Origin of the sequence: Acinetobacter sp. AR2-3, assembly GCF_001878775.1 — a bacterium.
Lineage (GTDB): Bacteria > Pseudomonadota > Gammaproteobacteria > Pseudomonadales > Moraxellaceae > Acinetobacter > Acinetobacter lwoffii_D.
In genome coordinates this window covers 1-24555 of the sequence record NZ_MJIQ01000027.1, presented here as the reverse complement: position 1 = coordinate 24555, position 24555 = coordinate 1, and the positions used below count along the sequence as shown (strand labels likewise).

The window sequence follows — 24555 nt, the reverse complement described above, 5'->3', positions numbered from 1 at the left end:
TGCAGAATAACGTGCAAAGATCATGCACAGAATGATTGAATGAAAAATAAAGATTAAATTATTTGAACTTTTGCGCTTTTTTTAGACTAAATTGCTATATTGTATGGGTGGTAACATTGAATAAATAGGAGAAAAAAGTGTTAGATAAAATTCAAACAAAAATTAGCCAATTAGAAGCCGGAAAAAAATTAATCCTCGGCGTAGGCATTAAGGTTGAAGATATGCAAAAGGTGGTGGAACTCTGCGAGTCTTTAGAGTCAGAGGGGAATATCAAAATTGTGAATAAACATCTGAATCCGAAGAGCAATAATCAGCCGGATACCTTACTGATTCAAAAAGTTTAATTGTTGCATTTTCATAAAAAAACGCCTGCTGATGCAGGCGTTTTTTATTGCAGATTTTCAGCTTAAGCTTGAGTCGTGAAATAATCTTCAGAGAAGTTCATGATGACGTCAGAACCTGATTTCACTTTAGTAATGCGTAATGCCAGTTCAGGCAGAATGCGTTGTACAAAATAACGTGCCAGAGCGAGTTTATTTTGATAGAACTCACCTTCTTTATTTTTCGCTGCATTGGCAATGCGCGCAAACATATAAGAGAAACTCAACAGACCTACAGCGTGCAGATAGTCGACTGCGGTCGCATTCGGAAAGTCATGACTTTCTCTTGCTGCTTCCAGAATATACTGAGTCACTGATTCAACTTCAGTCGCTGCATCCAGTGTGGCATCTTTAATGAAGTTCAGGTCTGCATCCAGACTATTGGCAAAGTCACGGATTTCAGAGATATATTCAGAGATATATTCGCCGCCACATTTAATGGTTTTACGGCCGATCAAATCTTGTGACTGTACGCCGTTGGTGCCTTCATAGATCTGGGAAATACGCAGGTCACGGATACATTGCTCCAAGCCCCATTCACGGATATAGCCATGACCACCGAAGACCATTTGTGCATCTAATGTCGCTTGAAATGCGGTATCCGTTAAATACGCTTTCGCGATTGGTGTTAATAGCGCAACACGGTCATTGGCTTTTTTCACCGCTTCAGGATCAGTCGAGAATTTGGTGATATCCAACTGTTGACCTACATACACGGCGAATGCACGTGAAGCTTCATTATTGGCACGTACATTCAGCAGCATACGGCGTACATCACCATGCACCAGAATGCTATCCGCAGGTTTGCTTGGTGACTGAACGCCAGCCGCACTACGACCCTGTAAACGGTCTGTGGCATATTGCGCAGCGTTTTGATAAGCGAATTCAGAAGCACCTAGGCCTTGAATACCCATCGACAGACGTTCGTAGTTCATCATCACGAACATCGCAGCGAGACCTTCGTTTTCTTTACCAACCAGATAACCTTTCGCACCGTCAAAGTTCATTACACAGGTTGCTGATGCCTTGATCCCCATCTTGTGTTCGATTGAACCTGGGCCGACCGGATTACGCTCGCCGATAGAACCATCTTCATTGACCAAGAATTTCGGTACGATGAACAGGGAAATACCACGAGAGCCAGCAGGGGCATCTGGGGTTTTCGCTAGAACGAGGTGAATAATATTTTCCGCCAGGTCATGATCACCACCCGTGATGAAAATCTTGGTGCCGCTGATGCTATAAGTGCCGTCTTCGTTACGTTCAGCTTTGGTCTTGATAATACCCAGATCAGTACCGGCATGTGGCTCGGTTAAGCACATCGTGCCTGACCATTCACCTGAATAAATTTTAGGTAAATAGGTTTCTTTTTGTGCTTGTGAAGCATAGCTGTTCAGCGCCATGCCCGCACCAACAGAAAGCAATGGATACAGCATGAAAGACGGGTTGGTCGCAAACAGCATTTCATCAGAAAGTACTGTCAGCATTTTCGGCATTTCTTGGCCGCCCCATTCCATATCTGCGCCCAGACCAATCCAGCCGCCTTCTGCATATTGTTTGAATGCTTCTTTAAAGCCAGCAGGTGTGGTCACATTGCCATTTTCAATTTTTGCGCCTTCTTCATCACCGGTACGGTTCAGTGGAAGCGTGACGTTTTGAGAAAATTTTGCCATTTCTTCAAGAATCGCTTCTGCTGTCGCAGCATCCAGATGCGCTAGATTTTCATTGGCCTGCCAGAATTGTTCTGCATTGAAGACATCGTTCAGGATGAATTTCATATCGGCAAGTGGCGCGTTATAAATTGGCATGGTGTGTCACCTGTTTATTGTTTGATTAAATGAGTTTTAATCAGTCTAAAACACTCAAAATTTGAATGTTAGACGACTAAAGGTTAATTCTGTAACTCTTTATAAAGAAAAAGGACTGCCTGTTGATTGACCGTCCTTTTTCTGAGAGGTAGCTAGTCTGAGACTAACTTAGAATGCAAAGTGTTCCGCATCCAGGTTCATCAATGGCTCTATACCTGTCGCAATCACTTCAACGTGTGAACGAACGCGTGGCAGGATTTTCTTGAAGTAGAAGCGTGCTGTCGTCACTTTGGCATTGTAGAAATCAACCTCAGTGGTGCCAGCAGCCAGTTGCTCTTGAGCAACCAATGCCATACGTGCCCATAGGAAAGCTAGAGTGACATAACCAGAGAAGTACAGGTAATCGACTGCAGCCGCACCCACTTCTTCAGGGTTTTGCATCGCGCGCATACCAATTTGCATGGTCAGGTCGCCCCATTCTTTGTTCAAGGCAGCCAATGGTTCAACGAATTCTTTCATTGCAGCATTGTCTTTGTGCGCTTCAGCAAATTTATGGATGATCTTGGTGAAGTCTTTCAACATTGCACCTTGCGTACCCAATACTTTACGGCCTAACAAGTCTAGTGCCTGAATTTCAGTGGTACCTTCGTACAGGCAAGCAATACGTGTATCACGTACGATCTGCTCCATACCGTGCTCAGAAATAAAGCCATGACCACCGAATACCTGAACACCGTGTTTCGCAGCTTCAGAACCGGTTTCAGTCAGGAATGCTTTTGCGATTGGTGTTAGCAATGACAGGATGTTGTCTGCAAATTTACGGTCTGCTTCTTCTGCAGCATGTTCAACCACGTCAGCATATTGTGCTAACAGGTAAACCAGTGCACGACCGCCTTCTGCATATGCTTTTTGCGTCAACAGCATGTTACGTACAGCAGGATGTACAATGATTGGATCTGCTTCTTTTTCTGGTGCTTTAGGGCCACTTAAAGAGCGCATTGCCAGACGGTCTTTTGCGTATGCAAGCGCGCCTTGGAATGAACCTTCAGATGCTGCAAGACCTTGAACTGCTGTACCGATACGTGCTGTGTTCATGAATGTGAACATACAGTTCAGGCCGCGGTTTTCAGGTCCAATCAGGAAGCCTTTAGCATTGTCAAAGTTGATGACACAAGTCGCATTACCGTGGATACCCATCTTGTGTTCGATCGAACCACAACGTACACCGTTACGCTCACCAATCGAACCGTCAGCATTCAGATTGAATTTTGGTACGATGAATAATGAGATACCTTTGGTGCCTTTCGGTGCGCCAGGAAGGCGAGCAAGTACGATATGAATGATATTTTCAGCCATGTCGTGTTCACCAGCAGAGATAAAGATCTTCTCGCCAGAGATTGCATAGCTACCGTCCGCTTGTGGTTCAGCTTTGGTACGGATAATACCCAGGTCAGAACCCGCATGAGATTCAGTTAAGCACATGGTACCCGTCCACTCACCTGAAACCAGTTTAGGCAGGTAAGCGTCTTTTTGTTCAGCTGAACCATGGTGTTCTAAAGTACGAACCGCACCGTGAGACAGGCCAGGGTACATGCCCCATGCCCAGTTCGCAGTACCGACCATTTCAGAAATCGTGATACCTAAAGAGTTTGGTAAGCCTTGACCGCCGTATTGCTCTTCAGCAGAAAGAGAAGGGAAGCCCAGCTCGATGTATTTTTGGTATGCTTCTTTAAAGCCAGTCGGAGTCGTGACAACGCCGTCATTCCAGGTACAGCCTTCACGGTCACCGGTCTGGTTGATTGGAGACAATTCGTTTTCACAGAAGTCGGCCGCAGCTTCTAAGTACTGATCTACCAGCTCACGGCTTACGTTTTCTTGGAATGCAGGGAGATTTGCATAGTGTTGTTCAGCATTTAATAATTCATGCAACACAAATTGCATATCACGTAAAGGCGCTTTGTATTGTGGCATATCGGTTTCCTCAATACTGGTTGAACCAGCGTTATAATCTTAGATGAACTAAAACCTGTCTTCACTGACACGGTTTGGAATGATCTAATCGTGCAACAACTTCCCCTGCGGTACAAGCTTTTCGGGGTGTTTTCTTGGTGACTGTAAAGTCAAAGATTAATCTGCATGATGCATTAAAGGTCTTGAGTATAAAGACTTTAGTCATATTTTGTAGGAAAGGAATAGTCAACTGTATGCATGAAACAGCACGCAATAAAAAAGCACCCGAAGGTGCTGGTCGTGAAGCCTTGATTCCTATGCATTAATAGGCAGAGGCTGTAGGCTGAAAACGAACATGACATTTGCCATTGATGGTTTGTTCGCCCATCTTGATCTGTGCAGCTGTCCCGTCTTTTTTGCTTTGACAGGCTTGTAGCATGGCTTGTTGATGTGCCTGGTGTTGAGCGAGGCGCTGATCAAACTGTTTAGTCAATTCTGCACGTTTGGCATCAGTCAGGACTTCACCGCGCATCATGCCGCCACGCATATCGGCACGCATTGGATGATGTTCAGCTTTCATGCCACGATGTTCACCGCGATGGCTTTTCATCTCTTTACGATCTGCTTTAAAGACCATCTGGCAGGTGCCGTCTATGGTTTTATCGCCACTCTTGACCTGAATGGCTGAACCCACGGCTTTATTGTCGCAGGCCTGTTGAAGCTGTTTGGCAAACTGCATGCGTTCTGCACGTTTCGCTTTAAACTGCTCACGCTGTTCAGGGCTTAGATGATGTTTTTTACCTTCATGATGTTTCATCATGTGGGGATGATCATTGCTTGGGACATTGCTGGTGGATTGACAGGCAGTCAACACACCCATTGATAAAACACTTGCACTGATTAATGCTATTTTTGTCATCGTTTGCATATGATTAATCCCATTAAAGGTCTGATTCTTTTGATCGTTAAAGATTAAACAATAAAGATGTAGAAACAATGAAGGGTTTTTTGATGCAGTGTTCGCTACAATAATGAATATAGAAGAAAAATTGAGATTTTACTTTTGAACATTCGCCGTATTCCCATTGCATTACGTCTATTTTTGACTGTGCTGTTGACCACGCTGGTCATTACCACGGTGAGTCTGGGTGTATTGCATCTGAATATGCAGCGTAATTTCGCCCGTTATGTCGCTGATGTCGAAATGCAGAAGCTGGATTATGTGATTGAAAATCTGGCGGATGTCTATGCAGTCTATCAGGACTGGGGCAACGCGATTCAGGCACAGATTCTCCAGATGGAAGGTGAAGCCGCACCAGATGATTATGACCGATTATCACGCTGGTGGTTACGCCGCCAGTATGATATTGCCTTGCAGCAGCGTTATTTTCAGGAACAGACCTTGGCTCAAGTGGCACCGAGTATGGTGGATCCAGAGCTGCCACAACGTCAGGTCAATGAAGAAGAATTACGTTTACTAGCATCTAATTTGCCTTCCCAGTTTCAGCCTTTTGAAGGCTTGAAATTCCCGCTCAGTTCTAATCAAAATCTGTTTAGAACTGATCGCAAAAATGGTGAGCAGCCAGCCCAGCAACCGACTGGTAAAAAACAGTTTATTCAGATGCCGGACCGTCTTGGCCTCAGTTCACGTCTCTCACTGTATGATGCCAAGCGTCGTTTCGTAGTGGGTGAGGCTTCAGATGAACAGATTTCTTATCGCCCGATTATGGTGAATAATCAGATTGTCGGCTATTTGGGCTTAAAACCGGTACTAGATCAGGATGATGCGCTCAGTATTAATTTCTTCAGTAACCAAAAGCGTTATTTATTTCTGGTTTATGCTCTCAGTATTTTGGCGAGTCTGATTGCGTCCTTGTTATTGGCGACTTATTTTAAAAAGCCGATTCAACGTCTGCTCAATGGTACGCGTGCCTTGACTCAGGGAAATTATCAATATCAGGTTAAAGTGAACCGGAATGATGAATTAGGTGATTTATCCAATGAATTAAATGCATTGGCGGTGATTCTGGATCAGCATGAAACCTCACGCCGTCAGTGGGTGGCAGATACCTCGCATGAGTTAAAAACGCCACTAGCAGTCTTACAGGCACAGATTGAAGCGATGCAGGACGGGATTCGTAAACCAACGCCTGAACATTTTGCGTCCATGTTGGCTCAGGTGAATAGCCTGAAAAAACTGACCCAAGATCTGGCAGCATTGGCACAGGTCGATGCCCAGCAATTGCAATTCTATTTCTCGACGGTGAATCCGTGGGAGGTGGTGCAGCAGGAACTTATTAACTTCCAGCCGAACTTTGAGCAGGCTGAATTGACGGTTACTGCAGATGGCGAAGGGACTGAGTTAAATCTGGATCTGGATCGTTTTAAACAGATTGTGGCGAACTTGCTCAGTAACAGTATTCGCTATACTGAAGCAGGCGGGCAGGTGCATATTCACACCACGCAAGATGATAAAGAATGGACCTTATATATCGATGATAGTCCATTTGGCCTGACTGATGAACAACTGGCGCGTATTGGCGAGCGTTTCTACCGTGTCGATGATTCGCGTACCCGAGCGACTGGCGGAACCGGACTGGGTTTGGCATTATCATGTAAAATTACGCAGGCGCTGGGCGGCAGCTTAAGCTTTGCACATTCACCACTGGGTGGTTTACGATGCAAGCTGAGCTTTCCTAAACAAATGAAACCATGAAGGGAATAGATTGATGAAACATGTCATGCTGGTTGAAGATGAAATCGAACTTGCACAGTTGGTGCGAGACTATCTGGAAGCTGCTGGTTTTGAGGTCAGTATGTTTCATGATGGGCAGGAAGCATATAACAGTTTTACCCAGCGTAAACCGAGTCTGATGATTCTGGACTTGATGGTGCCGCGTATGGACGGCCTGACCATTTGCCGTAAGGTACGTGAACAGTCGGATTTACCGATTATTATGGTGACTGCACGTACTGAAGAAATTGACCGTGTGTTGGGTCTGAATATGGGTGCAGATGATTATCTCTGTAAACCATTTAGTCCGAAAGAACTGGTCGCGCGTGTACAGGCTGTGTTACGTCGTCTGGATCGTAAATCAGAACCGGAAAGCAATGATTTATTCCGTATGGACAAATCACAACAGCGCATCTGGTATCAACAAAAAGCCTTGAATTTAACGCCGACCGAATTCCGTTTACTGGAGTTATTCCTGGAACATGTCGGACAGGTATATTCACGTGCGCAATTGCTGGATCATATTAATCCGGACAGTTTTGATGTGGCTGACCGTGTCATTGACAGTCATATCAAGAATTTACGCCGTAAGATTTCAGATGCGGCTGAAACCGGCAACCGTCATGAGTGGATTCAGGCGGTGTATGGTGTGGGCTACCGTTTTGAATATCCTGAAGATTGATTAAAAAATAAATGTGGATGTTATTATTAACCATCCACATTTATTTAAACTTGTACTTTCAGAAAATATAAATCGTTAATCTGGTCCCATAAAAACTCATAGTCTTGCATGAGTGTAATATCGTTTCCGTAAGGCTTAGGAGTTCTATAACTTAATATCGTTCCTTCTTTGTACGTACTTTTATGCCTGAAATCAAAATCACGGGTATCATCCGAATATTTTATTTGGTTGCAATAGTGGGCATGATCAGTTGCGAGAATGAAATAACAAATGTCGATTCCATTTCTCTTGTAAAGTTCTAAATTTGAAAGATCTTTAAAGACATCTTAACGGTTGTTAGGTTCCCGATGGTTACTTTTCTTAAAGAATTTTAGTTCTATAGCAGCACAAGTTTGATGATCACCATCTTGATAACGAATTAAAATATCAATTCTTGCTCGCTCAGATTGACTCTTAATACTCGTTGTTTTTAAAGGTAAAAATGTTTCAAACTCTAAATGGAATTTGTCGCTTAACCTAAACTCATACAACTGCCCAAGTGTTTTTAAAATATGTCCTAATTCTAATTGGAAAGCACTTTCGTTATGTGTAATTAATCCTCCAAATGCGAGTTTGTGAGTAAGCAGCTTATATGCTGTTTCAATAATTTCATGTGTCAATTTAGTTTGATCAATTTTTTGCATGTTTTTTGAGTCTATTTATTAAGACGAACAACTCACCATCACTTCAGGCACATCACTTGGCAATGGCGCTAAATCTTCAGGCTGTTCCAAATCGGGCTGTTTCAGGTAAGGCTGACTGAGTAATTTAAACAGACGGTCTACTTCAGAAAAATCATCCCGCTCTGCCAGTTCAATGGCTTTCTGTGCCATATGATTCCGCAGAATATAATACGGATTGGCCAGTTGCATGGCGGCATCCAATTCTTCTATATCCTGGTGTTCACGGATAGATCCATATTGCGCCAGGAATGCTTCAAACTGGCGTCGGTCCAGACAATCATCTTTAAGGGCTTCATAGTCTTTATTTTGCAACCCGATAAAACTCTGGGTATAGTCTAGTTGCTCACTTTGCAAAATTCGCAGAAAGGCCATAGCGCAGTCAAAACTGTCTTTATGGAAACTTGGCAAGCCCATTTTCTGGTTTAAACCATGTTTATAATGTTCCAAGAATGTTGGTTCATAATGCTCCAGACATGCAGCTAAATCCTGTTTCCATTGTTCTTTGTCATAATCTGTAGGGCAGAGCGGGACCAGATTGTTTAACCATTGCCACAAATTCCAATGTCCGATACTTGGCTGCTGCTGATAGGTATAACGCCCTTGATAATCCGAGTGGTTATTGATCCAGTTCGGACGGAAGCGCTCCATAAAGCCATAAGGACCAAAGTCCAAAGTTGAACCGGTAATATTCAGGTTGTCAGTATTCATCACGCCATGTGCAAAACCAACCAGTTGCCATTTGGCAATCATCACCGCAGTGCGCTGAATAACTTTTGTGGCAAAGCTCAGGATCGGCTGTTCGGCTTGCAGGCATTCTGGATAATGCCATTCGATACATTTCTGGATAAATTCAGCTAGTAGATCTGGCTGATACTGATTGATCCATTCAAAATGGCCGAAACGGATATGACAGTCTGAAGTACGCAACATCATCGCGCCCGGCTCTAGCTTCTCACGCTGAATACCTTGGATTGATGAAGTAAAACCAACTGCATTACTGGATGCTACACCTAAAGCATTTAAGGCATGACCTGCCAGATACTCACGAATGACTGAACGCAGTACTGCACGACCATCGCCCATGCGTGAATAAGGGGTTGCACCAGCACCTTTTAAATGCAGGTCAATGGTCTGATTATTTTTATCCAGAATTTGCGCAATCAACAACCCGCGACCATCTCCCAACTGTCCTGCCCATTGTCCAAACTGATGACCTGCATAGACCATAGCCAAGGGTTCAAATTCAGTAAAAACTTTCTGACCACTACAAATCTCGACCCATTGCGCCTTGTCTTCATCCGACCATTGCAGTTGCTCTGCTAAAGCTGCATTAAAATGTCCGGCTTTCGCACCTTTTAACGGCAGCGGAACTTGATGATGATAGAGGCGAGCAGGTAGTGTTTGATAGCGAGAGTTAAAATACATGGCGTCAGTACAGGATTGGAATAAATTTACTATAACAAAGATAGCTGTATAAAACTGTTGTATAAGCGAGAGTTCACGTTATCTTTCGGACATAAAAAAAGCCCCAATCGGGGCTTTAGTGTTCAACAGCTTTTATTGAGAAACTGCAGATTTTTTCAAATTACGAACCAGTAGATTCAAGGTTTGACGATGATGAGAAAGACGCTGTTCAACCAGCTGGAATTCAACTTTCAGCTTGTCATCCATCTGATGGATTTTTTCAGCCATCGATGCTTTCTTGACCTGAATTTCCTGTTCTTTCAGCTTCGCCCAGTCATTTAAAGTTTGGGTAAATGCATCATATTCCTGTGCGATCTTGGTTTTTACCGCCGAGATATCTTCAGAAACATCATGGCCATACACCGCAAGATCCTGTTCGGCATATTTAAACTTCATTGCCAATTCCGCTTTTTTGATATTAAAGCTAGGAATGCGGCGCAAGTTTTTAGCTAAACCAAGTTTAGAACAAGTCCAGATCAACCATTTAGTTGGATCGTATTGCCACCATTTTACGCCGTTACGGTAATCGTATTGGAAAATGTGGTGATAGTTATGATAACCCTCACCCCAAGTTGCAACCGCGAGTACGAAGTTGTCACGTGCAGTATTTTCATCGGTATAAGGACGATTTCCCCACATGTGGCAAAGTGAGTTAATGAAGAAGGTCACATGATGGCTCAGGATTAAACGCATTAGTCCACCCAACAGTAATACGCCCCAGACATCACCTACAGCCCAGCCGATGGGCAGTAAAATCGCAGCATGCACGGCAATCACTAAAGGAACGTAGTATTTGTCCTGAAACATCACCACTTTGTCTTTTAACAGATCTGGCGCATTTTTATAGTTGGCAGCACCAGATGGATAATCACGTAACATCCAGCCAATATGTGCATACCAGAAGCCTTTATTGATCGAGTACGGGTCTTGATCAACATCATCGACATGACGGTGATGGGTACGGTGACCAGATGCCCAGAATAAAATACTATTCTGTACAGCAAATGTACCCATAATCATCAAGATGATTTTTAATGGTAAAGTGGCTTCATAAGCACGATGTGCCCACAGGCGATGGTATCCTGCTGTAATGCCGAGGCTGCTTACGCCCAGTAAAACAAACATACTGATCCAAGCGGCAGCGCTAAAATCATGGTGATACGCATACAACGGAATCGCAATCAGGGCTACGATCGGTAAAAATACCAATGCAAACACAGCAATCCAGTTGATGGGGGCTTTGGGTAAGGGAGCATTCATCTCCAACAGCACTCCTAGAACCTCGGAAGGTATAACAAAAAGCAGAAACTACTGTTGGTTTTAACAGCAGCCTATCTTGTCCATATTAGCATGTGCCCTAAGGCATCACTAGCATTATTGTACGGTTGTATTGTACTTGTCGGTAACAGAATAAGTAGGGCAGAAGTGACCATTTTGCGAGCGTAGACAGGCTCTGATTTCCGACTAAGTGACTGAGGATTATCACTCTTTCAGAAAATTGAAACCGAATGAATCAGAGGAAAATAGTTGTTCATAATTTCTACAATATTATCAGTAAATTTGCAGAATATACGTGTTGGGCAACTTAATTTCACTTTCAAATAAAATCCGATTAAGGAAGATTCACGCTTTCCTTATTGTATTATCGACATGAACTGGGTCAAGAAATACCGAGATCAATCAAGGCTAAGAGAGATTATCTAGAGTTGTTGTAGCATCAATTTTGGATAATCGGTAATCAGCCCCTGAATGCCCCAGTCTCGCAGCTGTTTAGCTCGGGTCACATCATTGACCGTCCAGACACTGATATTCAACTCGGCAGCCTGAGTGGCCTGAATCAGGTCTTTACTGGCCAGTTCATCCATCCAGCCAATATGACAGCATCCAAGTTCCAGCGCCTGATCAATGGCCTGATGTTTGACATCGGTTTCAATCAATAAACCGCGTTTTAAACGTGAGTTTTGCTGTTTGAAAGCATCCAGAATTTTGGCATCAAAGCTGGTAATAATGGCTGCCTGCTCATAACCTTGTAGTTGTTGTTCGACCTCAAACGCTATTTTTTCAGCTGCTGCTTCAGATGCTACGCTTTTAATTTCGACTTCAATATGCTCGAAATTTCGAATGACATTTAAGGTTTGATCGAGCAGTGGGGTCGCTTCGATTTTATTCCATTCTGACCATTTGACTGCATGGTTATATTGGCACAGATCCTGACGGTTACATTCATATAGATGCTTTTGCAAACCAGTCGTGCGCACGAAATCATCGTCATGCATGATGATTAAGGCGTTGTCTTTGAGCTGACGGACATCAAACTCAACGGCGCGAATGCCGATTTCCTGAATATACTGAAAACCGCCCAAGGTGTTTTCAGGGGCTTCGCCACGTGCACCACGATGACCAATTATGCGCATAAGATGCTCATGAGTGGGAAAGTTAAGTTCATTTTGCGAGGGCTACGTGACAGAAGGATGACACTTTCTATTTTCGTCAGACGCTCTGTAAAATCAAGAGACATCTGACGTGTATTTTTAGATGCTAACTTGAAACATAATTTTACTTTTCGATGCTGTCATTGATATTTTTTTGCCACAGCACTTCGGAACCGCCCTCAGCACGTTGCAGGGTGCGCGATGCTACAAACAACCAGTCTGATAAACGATTGAGTAGTTGCAATGATGTTGCCTGAATATTTTGGTCACGGTGGTGGACTGACATAACGCTGCGTTCTGCACGACGACAAACAACGCGGGCCTGATGGGCAAAGCTGCACACCAACGTTCCAGCAGGCAGAATAAAATCTTTTAACATCGGCAAAGCTTCATTCATGCGGTCGATATCATTTTCCAGAAACTCAATCGATACCGGTTGCACCAGATTAAAACCCGGAATACACACTTCACCGCCCAGATCAAATAACCAGTGCTGGATCAGGCTTAAAGATTTATCCCAAGTAGCTTGATCTTCAATGTTACTTGCTGAAATTTGTGCACGTAATACGCCAATCACGGCATTTAGTTCGTCGACATCACCGAGTGCTGTGATACGCAAATCATCTTTGGCAACACGTGAGCCATCACCGAGTCCTGTGGTACCTGAATCGCCTGTGCGGGTGTAGATTTTGCTTAAACGGTGGCCCATATGTGTTCCTTGAATTTTTAATGAAGATAATAAAAAAGGATAATGTCGGTCATAACATTATCCATAAACTGCGCTGTTTTAAAGTTTTTTGCTGTTTAGAGCTTAGTATTTAAAGGTGATGCCTGCAGAAGCGAGACGGCCACCGTTCACATAGTACTGGTCGCCAGCGCTATGCACAGTTTTGTATTTCACATCACCGACATTTTCAATGTTAGTAAACAGTTTAACTGTTGGATTAATATTCCAATATGCATTTAAGTCAACACGTGCATAACCTGGAATATCACGACTAAAGTCCTTCGCTTTCGATTTTGCTACCAGTGCAGCACTTAAACCGTAATCGGCATTTTGTAGACCTGTCGATACAGTGAATGACTGACGAGGGCGACGTAATAGCTCTGAATTCTGTTTCGTATCTTCAGTTTTGACATAAGTGTAACCGGCATTAATAAAGAACTGATCTTTTGCCCATTGTGCCGTCAATTCGCCGCCAGTCATCTTGGCTTCATCAATGTTTTGGTTTTGGTAAACAGTAGTTGGAAGCCACTCTTCTCCACAATCAATAATACATTCCGAATTAATTAAATTATCGACTTCCGTATAGAAAGCGGAAGCACCTACTAAAATATTTAATGGAAGTTTTTGATCTATCCCCATTTCATACGAAATGCTTTCTTCAGGCTTCAGTTGATCATTGCCGCCAAAAGCATACATATCATTTAAAGTCGGTGCCTTAAATGCTGAACCAATATTGGTATAAATGCTGGTATTAGGGAGCAGTTGATAACGGATACCACCTTGTGCAACGGTATGTGAGCCAAATTTTTCGTTATCTTCGACACGCACACCCACCTGAGTGCTTAAGCTATTTGTCTGATACTGATGCTGAATATAGTAGCCTGTTGAATTAATATCTTCATCAATAGCCTGGGTTTTTGCATCGGTATTACGCTGGGTAATGCCCAGTAAAACATTTTGTGCTGCTGTGAAATTCCATTTGCCATAGATTTCTGCTTCTTGCGTGGTGCTATGTACAAAGCTGCTTGATGTGACCTGATCTAAGTCATCTTTAAACTGAGATAGACGTGCATTAATTTCAGTGACTTGTGTTGGGTTAATACGACCTTTTAAGTTTACAATTTTATTTTCAAAATCTTGGCTGGAGAATGTACCCCAATTACTGTATTGGACATTTCCTGAGTTTTGACTGTAATCGAGTGATGTCGCATAACGCTCTTTTTCAATACCGAATTTTGCACTATAGCCTTTTTGATCATAACTATAGTCACGGGTGTCATTGATATTGAATACAGGTGTACCGTCAGTTTCTAATACTTGACCGCGAATCTGTGCATACACCCCATTTTCTGCCAAGTCAGCACCAATAATTGATTTGTAGGTTTGATTTTCACCAATTTCACCTGTAACGAAAGCACCCGTTTTTTCAGGTGTTTTTGTTACAAACTGCACTACACCACCAATTGCGTCTGTACCATAAAGCACAGACGCAGGGCCTTTTAAGACTTCAATCTGTTTAAGATCTGTGGTGTCTAAAAATGGAATAGACGCTGCACCTGTGGTGGCTGTATTTAAACGAACACCATCACGTAGTACTAAAACTTGATTGGAATTGGTGCCGCGTAAAAAAATAGAAGTTTGCTGGCCATAACCACCCGATTGCACGACATTAATACTTGGGTCTGTTTTGAGTAAATCTGGTAGTGCTTTAAGAGGTGACTGCTCAAGAATTGCAGGTTCAATAATCGAAATACGCGCTGGCACATTTTCAATTTTTTCTCCAGAGCGAGTCGCTGTGACCACAATGGTATCTAAAGATGCTTTCGCAACTTTTTGCTCGTTAGCAAAAACAGATGAAGTGGTACCCAACGCAAGTGCGATCGCACCTACCAAGGCAGTAGGTTGACAATGAAGTGACATGTTAAAGCTCCCTACATTCACTTCCCCGTGAATGATTGAGTTATAGAACACAACAAGCAGGTTTCCGGACTTAAATGTGCAAAGCAGCGACTTTGCTGTATATCCACCTTCCCACATCAAGATGCAGTGGTGTAAACCGAAGAGTTTAAATTGATAGACGTTTCATTTTTTACCGTTGCGGGGGCAGTGCTGGATTTACACCAGCTTCCCTAAAGCCTGAAGGCTTGGACTTGCTGCAAAGTGAGCGCAGTATAAAGTTTGTATGCCTTATAAACAATCTGCATCGAGAATAATCCGGATGAACTTTTACGCAAGTCAGAAAAATTGCATTACAATGATTTGCCCCAATCTTACAGATTGTTCAATACATTGGTAGATCTAGAGCCAACATAATATGCGAACCCGTGCCAAAATTTGTGGAATCACCCGAGTTGAAGATGTACATGCCGTAGCCAATGCTGGCTGTGACGCGATAGGATTTGTATTTTATCCACCGAGTCCGCGGCATGTCACTTTAGAGCAGGCTGAAATCCTGATTCAGTCGGTTCCAGCTTATGTACAGGCGGTGGGTTTATTTGTGAATAGTCACGCAGATGAAATCCAGGCGATTTTAAATAAAATACCGCTGGATATTTTACAATTTCATGGCGATGAAACACCTGAACAGTGTCAGGCTATCGCCCAGCAGGTCGGACGCCGTTGGTATAAAGCCATTCAGGTAAAACCTGATCTGGATGCAGTCGCAGAAATTCAAGGTTATCAAGATGCAGGCGCAAGCGCAGTGCTATTAGATGCATGGCATCCTGATCTGAAAGGTGGCACAGGGCACAGCTTCGATTGGGACACATTTCCCAAACTCAATATTCCCTTGATCTTGGCAGGCGGTTTAAATCCTGACAATATTGAACAGGCAATTCTCACCACACAGGCGTATGCCGTCGATGTGAGTGGCGGTGTCGAGTCCGCAAAAGGTATTAAAGACCAACAACTCATAGAACGCTTTATGCAAGGAGTCCATCGTGGATCAGCAAAGTACTAGCCAGAACAGTCAGGCAGTTGACTATACCCAATTCCCGGATGAACGCGGGCATTTCGGTATTCATGGCGGACGTTTTGTGTCAGAAACACTCATGGCGGCTTTAGAAGACTTGGAAAAGCTCTATTTCCGTATGAAAGATGATGCGCAGTTTTTGGCAGAATTTGACCGTGACATGACGTTTTACGTCGGTCGTCCGAGTCCTTTATATCATGCTGAACGATGGTCGAAAGAGTTGGGTGGCGCACAGATTTACCTGAAACGTGAAGACCTGAACCATACCGGTTCGCACAAAGTAAATAATACAATCGGTCAGGCCTTACTGGCGAAGCTTTCTGGCAAGAAACGTATTATTGCCGAAACAGGGGCAGGCCAGCACGGTGTAGCAACGGCAACGATTGCAGCACGTTTAGGCCTTGAATGCGTAGTATTCATGGGTGCAGACGATGTAAAACGTCAGGCGATGAACGTCTACCGTATGCGTTTATTAGGCGCGACAGTTGTGCCGGTAGAAAGTGGCTCCAAAACATTGAAAGATGCCATGAACGAAGCCATGCGTGACTGGGTGACCAATGTGGATTCAACTTACTACGTCATTGGTACCGTGGCAGGTCCACACCCATATCCGCAACTGGTTCGTGATTTCCAGTCGATCATCGGTCGTGAAGCACGCCGTCAGATTCAGGAACAGGCAGGCCGTCTGCCAGATGCACTGGTCGCATGTGTCGGTGGTGGATCCAATGCCATGGGCTTGTTCTACCCATTCCTGAATGATCAGGACGTGAAAATGTACGGAGTAGAAGCAGCAGGTCTGGGTATTGAAACTGGTAAGCACTCTGCGCCGTTAAATGCCGGACATGTCGGTGTACTGCATGGTAACCGGACTTACTTGATGTCTGATAAAGAAGGTCAGATCATTGAAACTCATTCAATTTCTGCAGGTCTGGACTATCCGGGTGTGGGGCCGGAACATAGCTTCCTGAAAGATATGGATCGCGTGAAATACGTGCCGATCAATGATCAGGAAGCTTTACAGGGTTTCCGTGACTTGACCAAAATTGAAGGCATTATTCCGGCGCTGGAAAGCGCACATGCCATGGCTTATGTCACTAAACTTGCACCGACCATGGACAAGGATCAAATTATTATTGCGACGGTTTCAGGTCGTGGTGATAAGGACTTGATGACGGTGGCACGCATTGATGGCGTGGAAATGGTTGAGATGTAACTTTTTCTATAAGCCTCTCCCTATGGGAGAGGTTTGGAGAGGGTGAGTAAAAAAATCGTGCTAAGTTTTCTCAGCACGATTTTTTTATTGGATAAGCTTTGAAGGAATAAAACAGCGCTCTCCCAAATGAACTCAATAATTTATAGATCTATTCAGGAAGAGTGTAATCTTTTAAGAAAACTCACCTTGCGCGCGTTCTTTTGCCCATTCGCGTAAGACAAATTTCTGTAATTTACCCGTCGAAGTTTTTGGAATCTCGGTAATCACGACATCTTTAGGGACTTTAAAACGGGCCAGATGCTCACGGCAGAATTCTATAATTTCTTCTTCCGAAGCTGTTATTCCTTCTTTGAGTTCGATAAAGGCACAAGGAACTTCCTGCCAGCGTGGATCAGGCTTGGCGACTACCGCCGCAGTCAGCACCGCCGGATGCTGATACAGTACTTCTTCCACTTCAAGCGATGAAATATTTTCTCCGCCAGAAATAATCACATCTTTGGAACGGTCGGTAATTTTGGCATAGCCATCCGGTTGGCATACCGCCAAATCTCCCGTATGGAACCAGCCACCGGCAAAGGCTTCTGCTGTCGCCTCAGGATTTTTCAGATAACCTTTCATCACGATATTGCCACGGAACATGATTTCACCCATGGCCTGGCCATCATGCGGCACTTCCTGCATGGTATCCGGATCAAGCACTTTCATGCCATCTTGCAATGGATACGGTACGCCTTGACGTGAATGTAACTGTGCCTGTTCCTGAATAGACAGATCGCTCCATCCCGCCTGTGAAGCGCAGAGTGCCGAAGGGCCATAGGTTTCAGTCAAGCCGTAAACATGCGTTACATTAATACCGATATTGCGCATGCCTTCGATAATCGCAGCTGGCGGTGCAGCACCCGCGACCATCACTTCGACACGGTGATCAATCTTGGTCTTTTTCTCTTCAGGCGCGTTAATCAACATCGACAGAACAATCGGTGCACCACAGAAGTAATCGACCTTATGTTCAGCGATCAGCTTAAAGATCAGTTCAGCATCGACTTTACGCAGGCAAACGTTGGTTCCGCCGTTGGCTGCCATGGTCCAGGCAAAGCACCAGCCATTACAGTGGAATAGCGGTAGTGTCCATAAATAGGTGGCACGTGGTGTCATACCACAGGCAATAATATTACTGGCTGCGTTAATGTAGGCACCGCGATGATGATAGACCACGCCTTTCGGGTTGCCGGTGGTGCCCGAGGTATAGCTTAAGCTGATGGCATCCCATTCATCTTGAGGTAGATGCCATTCAAAGTTTGCGTCGCCTTGCGCAATCCAGTCTTCATATTCGATTTGACCAATACGCTTATCTTCACCTTCAAACTCTGCATCGGCCACATCAATGACATAAATGTCTTGTGAAACTAGAGCGAGTGCTTCAGTCGCAAGTGCAGTAAATTCAGGATCAACCAATAATACTTTGCTCTCAGCATGTTCCAGCATGAAAGCAAGGGTCTTGGCATCCAGACGGGTATTTAAGGTATTCAGGACGGCACCTGCCATTGGTACAGCAAAATGCGCTTCGATCATGGCAGGGACGTTAGGCAGTAAGACAGACACGGTATCATTTTTACCGATGCCTAATTTTTGGAGTTGGTTGGCAAACTGACGACAACGGTTGTATTTCTCACGCCAGGTAATACGACGCTTACCGTGAATAATCGCGTTCTGGTTTGGATAGATATAAGCTGCACGATCAAGATAGCGTAAAGGTGATAAGGCTACAAAATTCGCGGGGGTACGCGGTAATTCATCATATGCGCTAACCATTGTAAAACTCCGTTCTATATTTATTTTCATATCCTGTTGAAAAGATATGTATTTCTCAGAAATCTTGCATTTATGCTTTAGTCGAGTACGATTTTACAAATTTTAAGTATTTGAATATTAATAAAAATATTTAACCCTACTTAAATGTTCTGAACGCATGGGTTCCCAAGTTTGATTTTTTAGGTATTTTACTCTAGTTGAATCATTAAAATAATATAAGCCAGAGAATAATAATGAAAATACAACAGGCGAATGACGTCTGGCGAAACTGGTCGGGGAGCCAGTTTAGTACTGCTCGGATTGTTCAGCCCATCCAGATCAGTGAATTACAAAGTTTAGTGAAGACCCATGCACACATTCGTGCAGTGGGTGCAGGACATTCCTTTAGCCCCTTGGCCAAGACAGATGAGGTGTTGCTTAATCTCGATCAGTTCAAAGGTGTGGTTGCCTTTGATCAAGAGAAAACACAGTGCACCGTGTACGCCGGTACGCGTTTATATGATTTGGGGAAAGATCTGACACCGATCAATCAGGCCTTAATCAATCAGGGCGATATAGACCAGCAAAGTCTGGCCGGAGCGATTTCGACTGGAACGCATGGCACGGGCATCGATTTACCTTGCATATCCGCTTTCGTGGAAGGCTTTGAATTGCTGACCGCAGATGGCGAGCTGTTGCAATGTCATCGTCAGCAGAATACCGAAATATTTCAGGCTGGACGGGTGGCATTGGGCAGCTTGGGTATATTGACCCAAATCACCCTGCAAAATCGTCCCAGATATAAACTAAAAGAACAGATTCGGCTCTGTTCATTAAAAGACATATTTACTCATATTGATCAATGGAAACATCAGCACCGGCATATTGAATTTTGGGCTTTTTTACATGCCGATCAAGTGATGCTGAAAACTCTGGATGAAACGGATGCAACCATTCAGCCGAGAACAGAGAGCTGGCCTTCGGAAGATGCCTTGCTGACCTTGTGTTCAGAATTGACTCGAAAGTTGCCTGCTACGAATCCTTATCTGCAAAAATTGCTCGGTGTCTTTGTCAAACCGACCTGCTATGTCGATTGGTCGCATCGCATTTTCCCCACCCCGCGTAATACCAAATTTAATGAAATGGAATATCAGATTCCGGTTGATTCAGGCTTGCAGTGTCTGGACGAGATTCTGCATATTTTACGTAAACATCAGGTGCCGATGTTTTTCCCGATCGAGTTCCGTTATGTCAAAGGCGATGAGATCTGGCTGAGTCCTTTTTATCAGCGCGATTCAGTGTCTATTTCTATTCACCAGTTCTATAAACAGGATTACCGCACCATCTTTGATCTGATTGAACCGATTTTACAGAAATATCAGGGACGGCCGCATTGGGGCAAATTGCATAGCATGAGCACCGCTTCGCTGCGCGAACTCTACCCAAAATGGGATGATTTTATGGTGCTACGTCAGCAACTGGATCCGCAGCAAAAATGGCTCAATCCGTACCTAAAGCAACTGTTTTTGTCTGGTAAATGAGGAGAGGGTGATGCAATCGAATTATTTTCAGCAGTTAACACAGGATTTAAAACAGCAGGGCACTGGCACACCGCAACTGATTTTAGATTTAAAAACCTATCAACGTAATTTGGACTATGTACAGTCAAAATTGCCTGCGAAGTTAAAACCACGTCTGGTAGTGAAGTCTTTAGCCAGCATTCAGCTACTCAAACTGGCCAGTGAAAAACTAAATACCCAGCGCTTTATGGTCTTTCATCTGCCGCATCTGCTGGAGATTATAGGGACATTTCAGCAAGCCGATATCTTGTTGGGTAAACCGATGCCGATTCAGGCAGTCAAACATTTTTATCAAACTTTATCTGAGCAAAATAAAATCAATGATCAAGCAAGTATCCAATGGTTGATTGATGATGTGGAACGATTAAAACAATATCTGCAACTCGCGCAAAGCTTGAATATCTGCCTGAATGTCAATATTGAAATTGATGTAGGACTGCATCGTGGCGGCGTACAAACGCAGCAGCAATTTATAGCCTTAATGAAGCTGATTCAGCACAACGCGGCTTATCTCAAACTTTCGGGTCTAATGGGCTATGACGCGCATGTCGCAAAGTTACCAAAAATCATAACAAGTCCTGAAAAAAGTTATCAACAATCGCAACACACTTATCAACACTACAAAGCCATTCTTCAGCAGCAATTCCCGGATTTATGGCATGAGGGTCTGTGCTTTAACGGAGGTGGAAGTCCGACCTTTATGCAGCATTGCCAGCAGAGCGAATGCAATGATCTGGCTTTTGGTTCCATGTTGGTCAAGCCGAGTGATTTTGATTTGGATCATTTATCGGAACTCAAATGTGCACTCTGGATTGCCACTCCAGTATTGAAAGTTTTGCCCTATAGCCAATTGCCCGGTTTGGAGCTACTGAATCATCTTCCACATAAATATAAAGCTTTGTTTGTGTATGGTGGTTATTGGCGAGCAGATTATATTTATCCTGAAAAAAGCCGGCCGCATGTGTTGTATGGCCGCAGCAGCAATCAGGAAATGCTTCAGGTGCCTAAACCGTGTGACATTGCAGTGGATGATTATGTGTTTTTAAGGCCGACTCAGAGTGAAGCGATTATTCCGCAATTCGCTCAGCTTTATGCTTACATACAGAGCAAATTCGAAATATGGGATAGCTTTAGAGAATAAAAACAAAGCCGAAAATTTCCTGATCTGAGTAAAGGCAAAGTATTGGCAAATAAATTCAAAATGAGCCAAATCGCGAATTTTCTAGGTGAAAAGGTTTAATCCCGTGGCTAAGACGTGTAAAATTCAAGTCGATTTTTATTTATCCACCGTTTTTATCTTTTGAGGTTCTCCTCGATCATAATCTCGCGGTGATATGCCCCATGGTACGGGGCATCACTCCTTAAGGATTTTCTTATGCCAATTATCACTTTACCCAATGGCGATCAAAAACAATTTGATCACGCCGTATCTGTGATGGACGTTGCGCTTAGCATCGGACCTGGTCTTGCAAAAAATACAGTGGCAGGTCGTGTAAACGATCGTCTTGTTGACGCGTCTGACTTGATTACTGAAGATGCAACCTTACAAATTATCACGCCTAAAGACGAAGCAGGCGTGGAAATTATCCGTCACTCTTGCGCGCATTTGGTCGGTCATGCTGTTAAGCAATTGTTCCCAGAAGCGAAAATGGTAATTGGTCCTGTCATTGAAGAAGGTTTCTACTATGACATCTGGATGCCACGTCCATTCACATTAGACGACATGGCAGCGATTGAAGAGCGTATGAAAAAGCTCATCGATCAAGACTATGAAGTTGTGAAAAAAATGACTCCTCGTGATGAAGTCATTGCAGAATTCACAGCACGTGGCGAAGAATACAAATTACGCTTGATTGCAGACATGCCTGAAGAAACTCAAATGGGCTTGTACTACCATCAGGATTATTTGGATATGTGTCGTGGTCCGCACGTTCCAAACACTAAATTCTTAAAATCATTCAAGCTAACTAAAATCTCTGGCGCTTACTGGCGCGGTGATGCGAAAAACGAACAGTTACAACGTATTTACGGTACCGCTTGGGCAGACAAGAAACAGCTTGCAGCGTATGTAAAACGTATTGAAGAAGCAGAAAAACGCGATCACCGTAAAATTGGTAAAGCGCTTGATTTGTTCCATATGCAAGAAGAAGCACCCGGTATGGTGTTCTGGCATCCAAATGGCTGGACCATTTATCAAGTGCTTGAACAATACATGCGTAAAGTTCAGCAAGACAATGGCTACGAAGAAATCCGTACCCCTCAGGTGGTTGATTTCACGCTCTGGGAAAAATCAGGACATGCTGCAAACTATGCAGACAACATGTTCACCACACATTCTGAAAATCGCAACTATGCGGTGAAGCCAATGAACTGTCCTTGTCACGTGCAAGTGTTCAACCAAGGCTTGAAGTCATACCGTGATCTTCCTATACGTTTGGCAGAGTTTGGTTCATGTCATCGTAACGAACCATCAGGTTCTTTACATGGCATTATGCGTGTGCGTGGCTTTACTCAGGATGACGCGCATATTTTCTGTACCAAAGAACAGATTGGTCCTGAAGTTGCAGACTTTATCAAATTGACACTGGATGTATACAAAGATTTTGGCTTTGAAGAAGTACAAATGAAGTTGTCGACGCGTCCTGAAAAACGTGTGGGTGATGACAAGCTTTGGGATATGGCAGAAAAATCTTTGGCAGATGCTTTAGATGCTGCGGGTCTTGAGTGGGAGCTTCAACCAGGTGAGGGCGCATTCTACGGTCCGAAGATTGAATTCTCTCTGAAAGACTGCTTAGGTCGTGTCTGGCAGTGTGGTACCATTCAGTGTGACTTTAACTTGCCAGAACGTTTAGATGCGTCTTATGTCACTGAAGATAATGACCGCGATCAGCCAGTAATGTTACATCGTGCAATTCTTGGCAGTTTCGAGCGTTTTATTGGTATACTGATCGAACACTACGCAGGCTTCATGCCACCTTGGTTGGCACCAATGCAAGCATGTGTAATGAACATTACCGATTCTCAAGCTGAGGCATGTGAGTCAGTCGTCGCAAAACTTAAAGAAAACGGTATCCGTGCAATTTCTGACTTGAGAAATGAGAAAATCGGCTTTAAGATTCGTGAACGTACATTAGAGCGTATTCCTTACTTACTGGTACTTGGGGACCGTGAAGTAGAGGAAGGTACCGTAAACGTGCGTACCCGCTCAGGAACAAATTTGGGTACTATGTCAATCGATGCTTTCGTTGACCTAGTAAAAGCAGCCGTAGCCGAACGCGGCCGGTACATTGTGGAGTAACAGCGATTAAACAGCCTGACCGTAATCAACAGGGCGGTAACAAATCAAACCGTCCTGCCTTGAATGATGAAATTCGTGCGAAAGAAGTCCGTCTTGTAGACGAAAATGGTGAGCAGAAAGGGATTGTAAGCTTAGCTGACGCCCTACGCGCAGCAGAAAGTGTTGAACTTGATCTTGTTGAGATCGTAGCAAACGCTGAGCCACCAGTATGTAAGATCATGGACTTCAACAAGCATTTGTTTGATCTTAAGCAAAAGCAGAAAGAAGCGAAGAAAAAACAACATCAAGTCCAGGTGAAAGAAATCAAGCTACGCCCGGGTACTGATGTTGGTGATTACAACGTAAAACTACGTGCAATCATCAAGTTCCTTGAAGAAGGTAACAAGGTGAAAATCACGCTTCGTTTCCGTGGTCGTGAAATGGCGCACCAACAGTTGGGTCTAGCTCAATTGCAAAAAATTGAAGCTGACGTGGCTGAATTCGGTACTGTTGAGCAGATGCCGAAAATGGAAGGCCGTCAAATGGGTATGCTACTTGGTCCTAAAAAGAAAAAGTAAGCACTCATTAAGCGAAAAAAGCCCTGCATATGCAGTAATGCCAGTCAGTTAAGAAATTGACTGGCATTTTCTTGGGTATTTCTGCGGTTTTCCTTTCACAACTCGTGGGCAACTTCTAACCCTTCTCTCAGGCAAAACATACCTCCTCGATTTCTCCCTGTCTCTTATACACATCTGACGCTGCCGACGACCTCACGCGTTTACTCCATCCTTTCCTGTCTCTCATTCACTTCTATCGACTCCTTC

The 24555-nt window shown here is 43.8% G+C and carries 19 protein-coding genes and 1 riboswitch; of the genes, 9 read left to right on the top strand and 10 right to left on the bottom strand.

Annotated features, from left to right (window positions below; genetic code table 11):
* Positions 1–137 precede the first annotated feature (137 nt).
* Complete coding sequence (locus tag BFN00_RS02975; protein WP_004732995.1) at positions 138–344, top strand: hypothetical protein; 207 nt, start codon at positions 138–140, stop codon at positions 342–344.
* Between the two features lie 62 nt (positions 345–406).
* Here BFN00_RS02975 and BFN00_RS02970 read toward each other — a convergent pair whose 3' ends face one another.
* The 3 genes from BFN00_RS02970 to BFN00_RS02960 all read right to left on the bottom strand — a co-directional run bounded on the left by BFN00_RS02970 (position 407) and on the right by BFN00_RS02960 (position 5066).
* Entirely contained in the window at positions 407–2188 is a 1782-nt protein-coding gene (locus BFN00_RS02970; RefSeq protein ID WP_004732993.1) for an acyl-CoA dehydrogenase C-terminal domain-containing protein, read from the bottom strand.
* 168 nt (positions 2189–2356) lie between these two features.
* Positions 2357–4159 (bottom strand): acyl-CoA dehydrogenase C-terminal domain-containing protein, encoded by a 1803-nt coding sequence (locus BFN00_RS02965; RefSeq protein WP_071850408.1) that lies wholly within the window; start codon positions 4157–4159, stop codon positions 2357–2359.
* A gap of 301 nt (positions 4160–4460) precedes the next feature.
* Positions 4461–5066, bottom strand: coding sequence for a hypothetical protein (locus BFN00_RS02960; protein WP_004732988.1), 606 nt, complete (start codon positions 5064–5066; stop codon positions 4461–4463).
* A 135-nt stretch (positions 5067–5201) separates the two neighbouring features.
* Between BFN00_RS02960 and baeS the strand changes: the two genes are divergently transcribed.
* Both baeS and BFN00_RS02950 read left to right on the top strand, forming a co-directional pair.
* Positions 5202–6854 (top strand): sensor histidine kinase efflux regulator BaeS, encoded by a 1653-nt coding sequence (gene baeS / locus BFN00_RS02955; RefSeq protein ID WP_005103294.1) that lies wholly within the window; start codon positions 5202–5204, stop codon positions 6852–6854.
* A 13-nt stretch (positions 6855–6867) separates the two neighbouring features.
* Positions 6868–7554, top strand: coding sequence for a response regulator (locus tag BFN00_RS02950; RefSeq protein ID WP_004278304.1), 687 nt, complete (start codon positions 6868–6870; stop codon positions 7552–7554).
* Positions 7555–7880: 326 nt separating this feature from the next.
* On the opposite strand, the gene BFN00_RS02945 is transcribed toward BFN00_RS02950, so the two are convergent.
* The 6 genes from BFN00_RS02945 to BFN00_RS02920 form a co-directional block, all read right to left on the bottom strand.
* A complete protein-coding gene (locus BFN00_RS02945) occupies positions 7881–8237 on the bottom strand; it encodes a hypothetical protein (RefSeq protein ID WP_005261868.1) in 357 nt (118 codons plus the stop codon).
* 18 nt (positions 8238–8255) lie between these two features.
* Complete coding sequence (locus tag BFN00_RS02940) at positions 8256–9701, bottom strand: protein adenylyltransferase SelO (RefSeq protein WP_071850407.1); 1446 nt, start codon at positions 9699–9701, stop codon at positions 8256–8258.
* Between the two features lie 132 nt (positions 9702–9833).
* Positions 9834–11000, bottom strand: a complete 1167-nt coding sequence (locus BFN00_RS02935; protein ID WP_004647507.1) for an acyl-CoA desaturase — start codon at positions 10998–11000, stop codon at positions 9834–9836.
* 440 nt (positions 11001–11440) lie between these two features.
* Positions 11441–12154, bottom strand: coding sequence for a glycerophosphodiester phosphodiesterase (locus BFN00_RS02930; RefSeq protein WP_071850406.1), 714 nt, complete (start codon positions 12152–12154; stop codon positions 11441–11443).
* Between the two features lie 142 nt (positions 12155–12296).
* Positions 12297–12881 (bottom strand): cob(I)yrinic acid a,c-diamide adenosyltransferase, encoded by a 585-nt coding sequence (locus tag BFN00_RS02925; RefSeq protein WP_071850405.1) that lies wholly within the window; start codon positions 12879–12881, stop codon positions 12297–12299.
* A gap of 102 nt (positions 12882–12983) precedes the next feature.
* Positions 12984–14819 (bottom strand): TonB-dependent receptor plug domain-containing protein, encoded by a 1836-nt coding sequence (locus tag BFN00_RS02920; protein WP_071850404.1) that lies wholly within the window; start codon positions 14817–14819, stop codon positions 12984–12986.
* Between the two features lie 38 nt (positions 14820–14857).
* A riboswitch (cobalamin riboswitch) is annotated at positions 14858–15068 on the bottom strand.
* 145 nt (positions 15069–15213) lie between these two features.
* Between BFN00_RS02920 and BFN00_RS02915 the strand changes: the two genes are divergently transcribed.
* Both BFN00_RS02915 and trpB read left to right on the top strand, forming a co-directional pair.
* Positions 15214–15858 carry a phosphoribosylanthranilate isomerase gene (locus tag BFN00_RS02915; RefSeq protein WP_005103301.1) on the top strand — a complete coding sequence of 215 codons (645 nt, stop codon included), beginning with the start codon at positions 15214–15216 and terminating at the stop codon, positions 15856–15858.
* On the top strand, positions 15839–17083 hold the full coding sequence (gene trpB, locus BFN00_RS02910; protein ID WP_071850403.1) for a tryptophan synthase subunit beta: 1245 nt from the start codon (positions 15839–15841) through the stop codon (positions 17081–17083). The genes BFN00_RS02915 and trpB overlap by 20 nt, the downstream gene beginning before the upstream one ends.
* A 171-nt stretch (positions 17084–17254) precedes the next feature.
* On the opposite strand, the gene BFN00_RS02905 is transcribed toward trpB, so the two are convergent.
* The gene (locus BFN00_RS02905) at positions 17255–18895 is read right to left on the bottom strand and encodes an acyl-CoA synthetase (protein WP_071850402.1); all 1641 of its coding nucleotides are present in this window, start codon (positions 18893–18895) and stop codon (positions 17255–17257) included.
* A 233-nt stretch (positions 18896–19128) separates the two neighbouring features.
* Between BFN00_RS02905 and BFN00_RS02900 the strand changes: the two genes are divergently transcribed.
* From BFN00_RS02900 to infC, 4 genes are all read left to right on the top strand, one after another.
* Positions 19129–20415 (top strand): D-arabinono-1,4-lactone oxidase, encoded by a 1287-nt coding sequence (locus BFN00_RS02900; RefSeq protein WP_071850401.1) that lies wholly within the window; start codon positions 19129–19131, stop codon positions 20413–20415.
* A 10-nt stretch (positions 20416–20425) separates the two neighbouring features.
* On the top strand, positions 20426–21595 hold the full coding sequence (locus BFN00_RS02895; protein WP_071850400.1) for an alanine racemase: 1170 nt from the start codon (positions 20426–20428) through the stop codon (positions 21593–21595).
* Between the two features lie 234 nt (positions 21596–21829).
* A complete protein-coding gene (gene thrS / locus BFN00_RS02890) occupies positions 21830–23752 on the top strand; it encodes a threonine--tRNA ligase (protein WP_071850399.1) in 1923 nt (640 codons plus the stop codon).
* Between the two features lie 5 nt (positions 23753–23757).
* Positions 23758–24309 carry a translation initiation factor IF-3 gene (infC, locus tag BFN00_RS02885; protein ID WP_071850398.1) on the top strand — a complete coding sequence of 184 codons (552 nt, stop codon included), beginning with the start codon at positions 23758–23760 and terminating at the stop codon, positions 24307–24309.
* The last annotated feature ends 246 nt before the right edge of the window (positions 24310–24555 follow it).

Excerpts from the sequence above, each read along its gene's own strand:
- BFN00_RS02960 (WP_004732988.1), bottom strand. The coding sequence starts at position 5,066 with ATGCAAACGATGACAAAAATAGCATTAATCAGTGCAAGTGTTTTATCA.
- BFN00_RS02900 (WP_071850401.1), top strand. The coding sequence starts at position 19,129 with ATGAAAATACAACAGGCGAATGACGTCTGGCGAAACTGGTCGGGGAGC.
- BFN00_RS02920 (WP_071850404.1), bottom strand. The coding sequence starts at position 14,819 with ATGTCACTTCATTGTCAACCTACTGCCTTGGTAGGTGCGATCGCACTT.
- BFN00_RS02950 (WP_004278304.1), top strand. The coding sequence starts at position 6,868 with ATGAAACATGTCATGCTGGTTGAAGATGAAATCGAACTTGCACAGTTG.
- thrS (WP_071850399.1), top strand. The coding sequence starts at position 21,830 with ATGCCAATTATCACTTTACCCAATGGCGATCAAAAACAATTTGATCAC.
- BFN00_RS02925 (WP_071850405.1), bottom strand. The coding sequence starts at position 12,881 with ATGGGCCACCGTTTAAGCAAAATCTACACCCGCACAGGCGATTCAGGT.
- BFN00_RS02940 (WP_071850407.1), bottom strand. The coding sequence starts at position 9,701 with ATGTATTTTAACTCTCGCTATCAAACACTACCTGCTCGCCTCTATCAT.
- BFN00_RS02965 (WP_071850408.1), bottom strand. The coding sequence starts at position 4,159 with ATGCCACAATACAAAGCGCCTTTACGTGATATGCAATTTGTGTTGCAT.
- BFN00_RS02905 (WP_071850402.1), bottom strand. The coding sequence starts at position 18,895 with ATGGTTAGCGCATATGATGAATTACCGCGTACCCCCGCGAATTTTGTA.
- BFN00_RS02895 (WP_071850400.1), top strand. The coding sequence starts at position 20,426 with ATGCAATCGAATTATTTTCAGCAGTTAACACAGGATTTAAAACAGCAG.
- BFN00_RS02970 (WP_004732993.1), bottom strand. The coding sequence starts at position 2,188 with ATGCCAATTTATAACGCGCCACTTGCCGATATGAAATTCATCCTGAAC.
- BFN00_RS02945 (WP_005261868.1), bottom strand. The coding sequence starts at position 8,237 with ATGCAAAAAATTGATCAAACTAAATTGACACATGAAATTATTGAAACA.
- BFN00_RS02930 (WP_071850406.1), bottom strand. The coding sequence starts at position 12,154 with ATGCGCATAATTGGTCATCGTGGTGCACGTGGCGAAGCCCCTGAAAAC.
- BFN00_RS02915 (WP_005103301.1), top strand. The coding sequence starts at position 15,214 with ATGCGAACCCGTGCCAAAATTTGTGGAATCACCCGAGTTGAAGATGTA.
- BFN00_RS02935 (WP_004647507.1), bottom strand. The coding sequence starts at position 11,000 with ATGAATGCTCCCTTACCCAAAGCCCCCATCAACTGGATTGCTGTGTTT.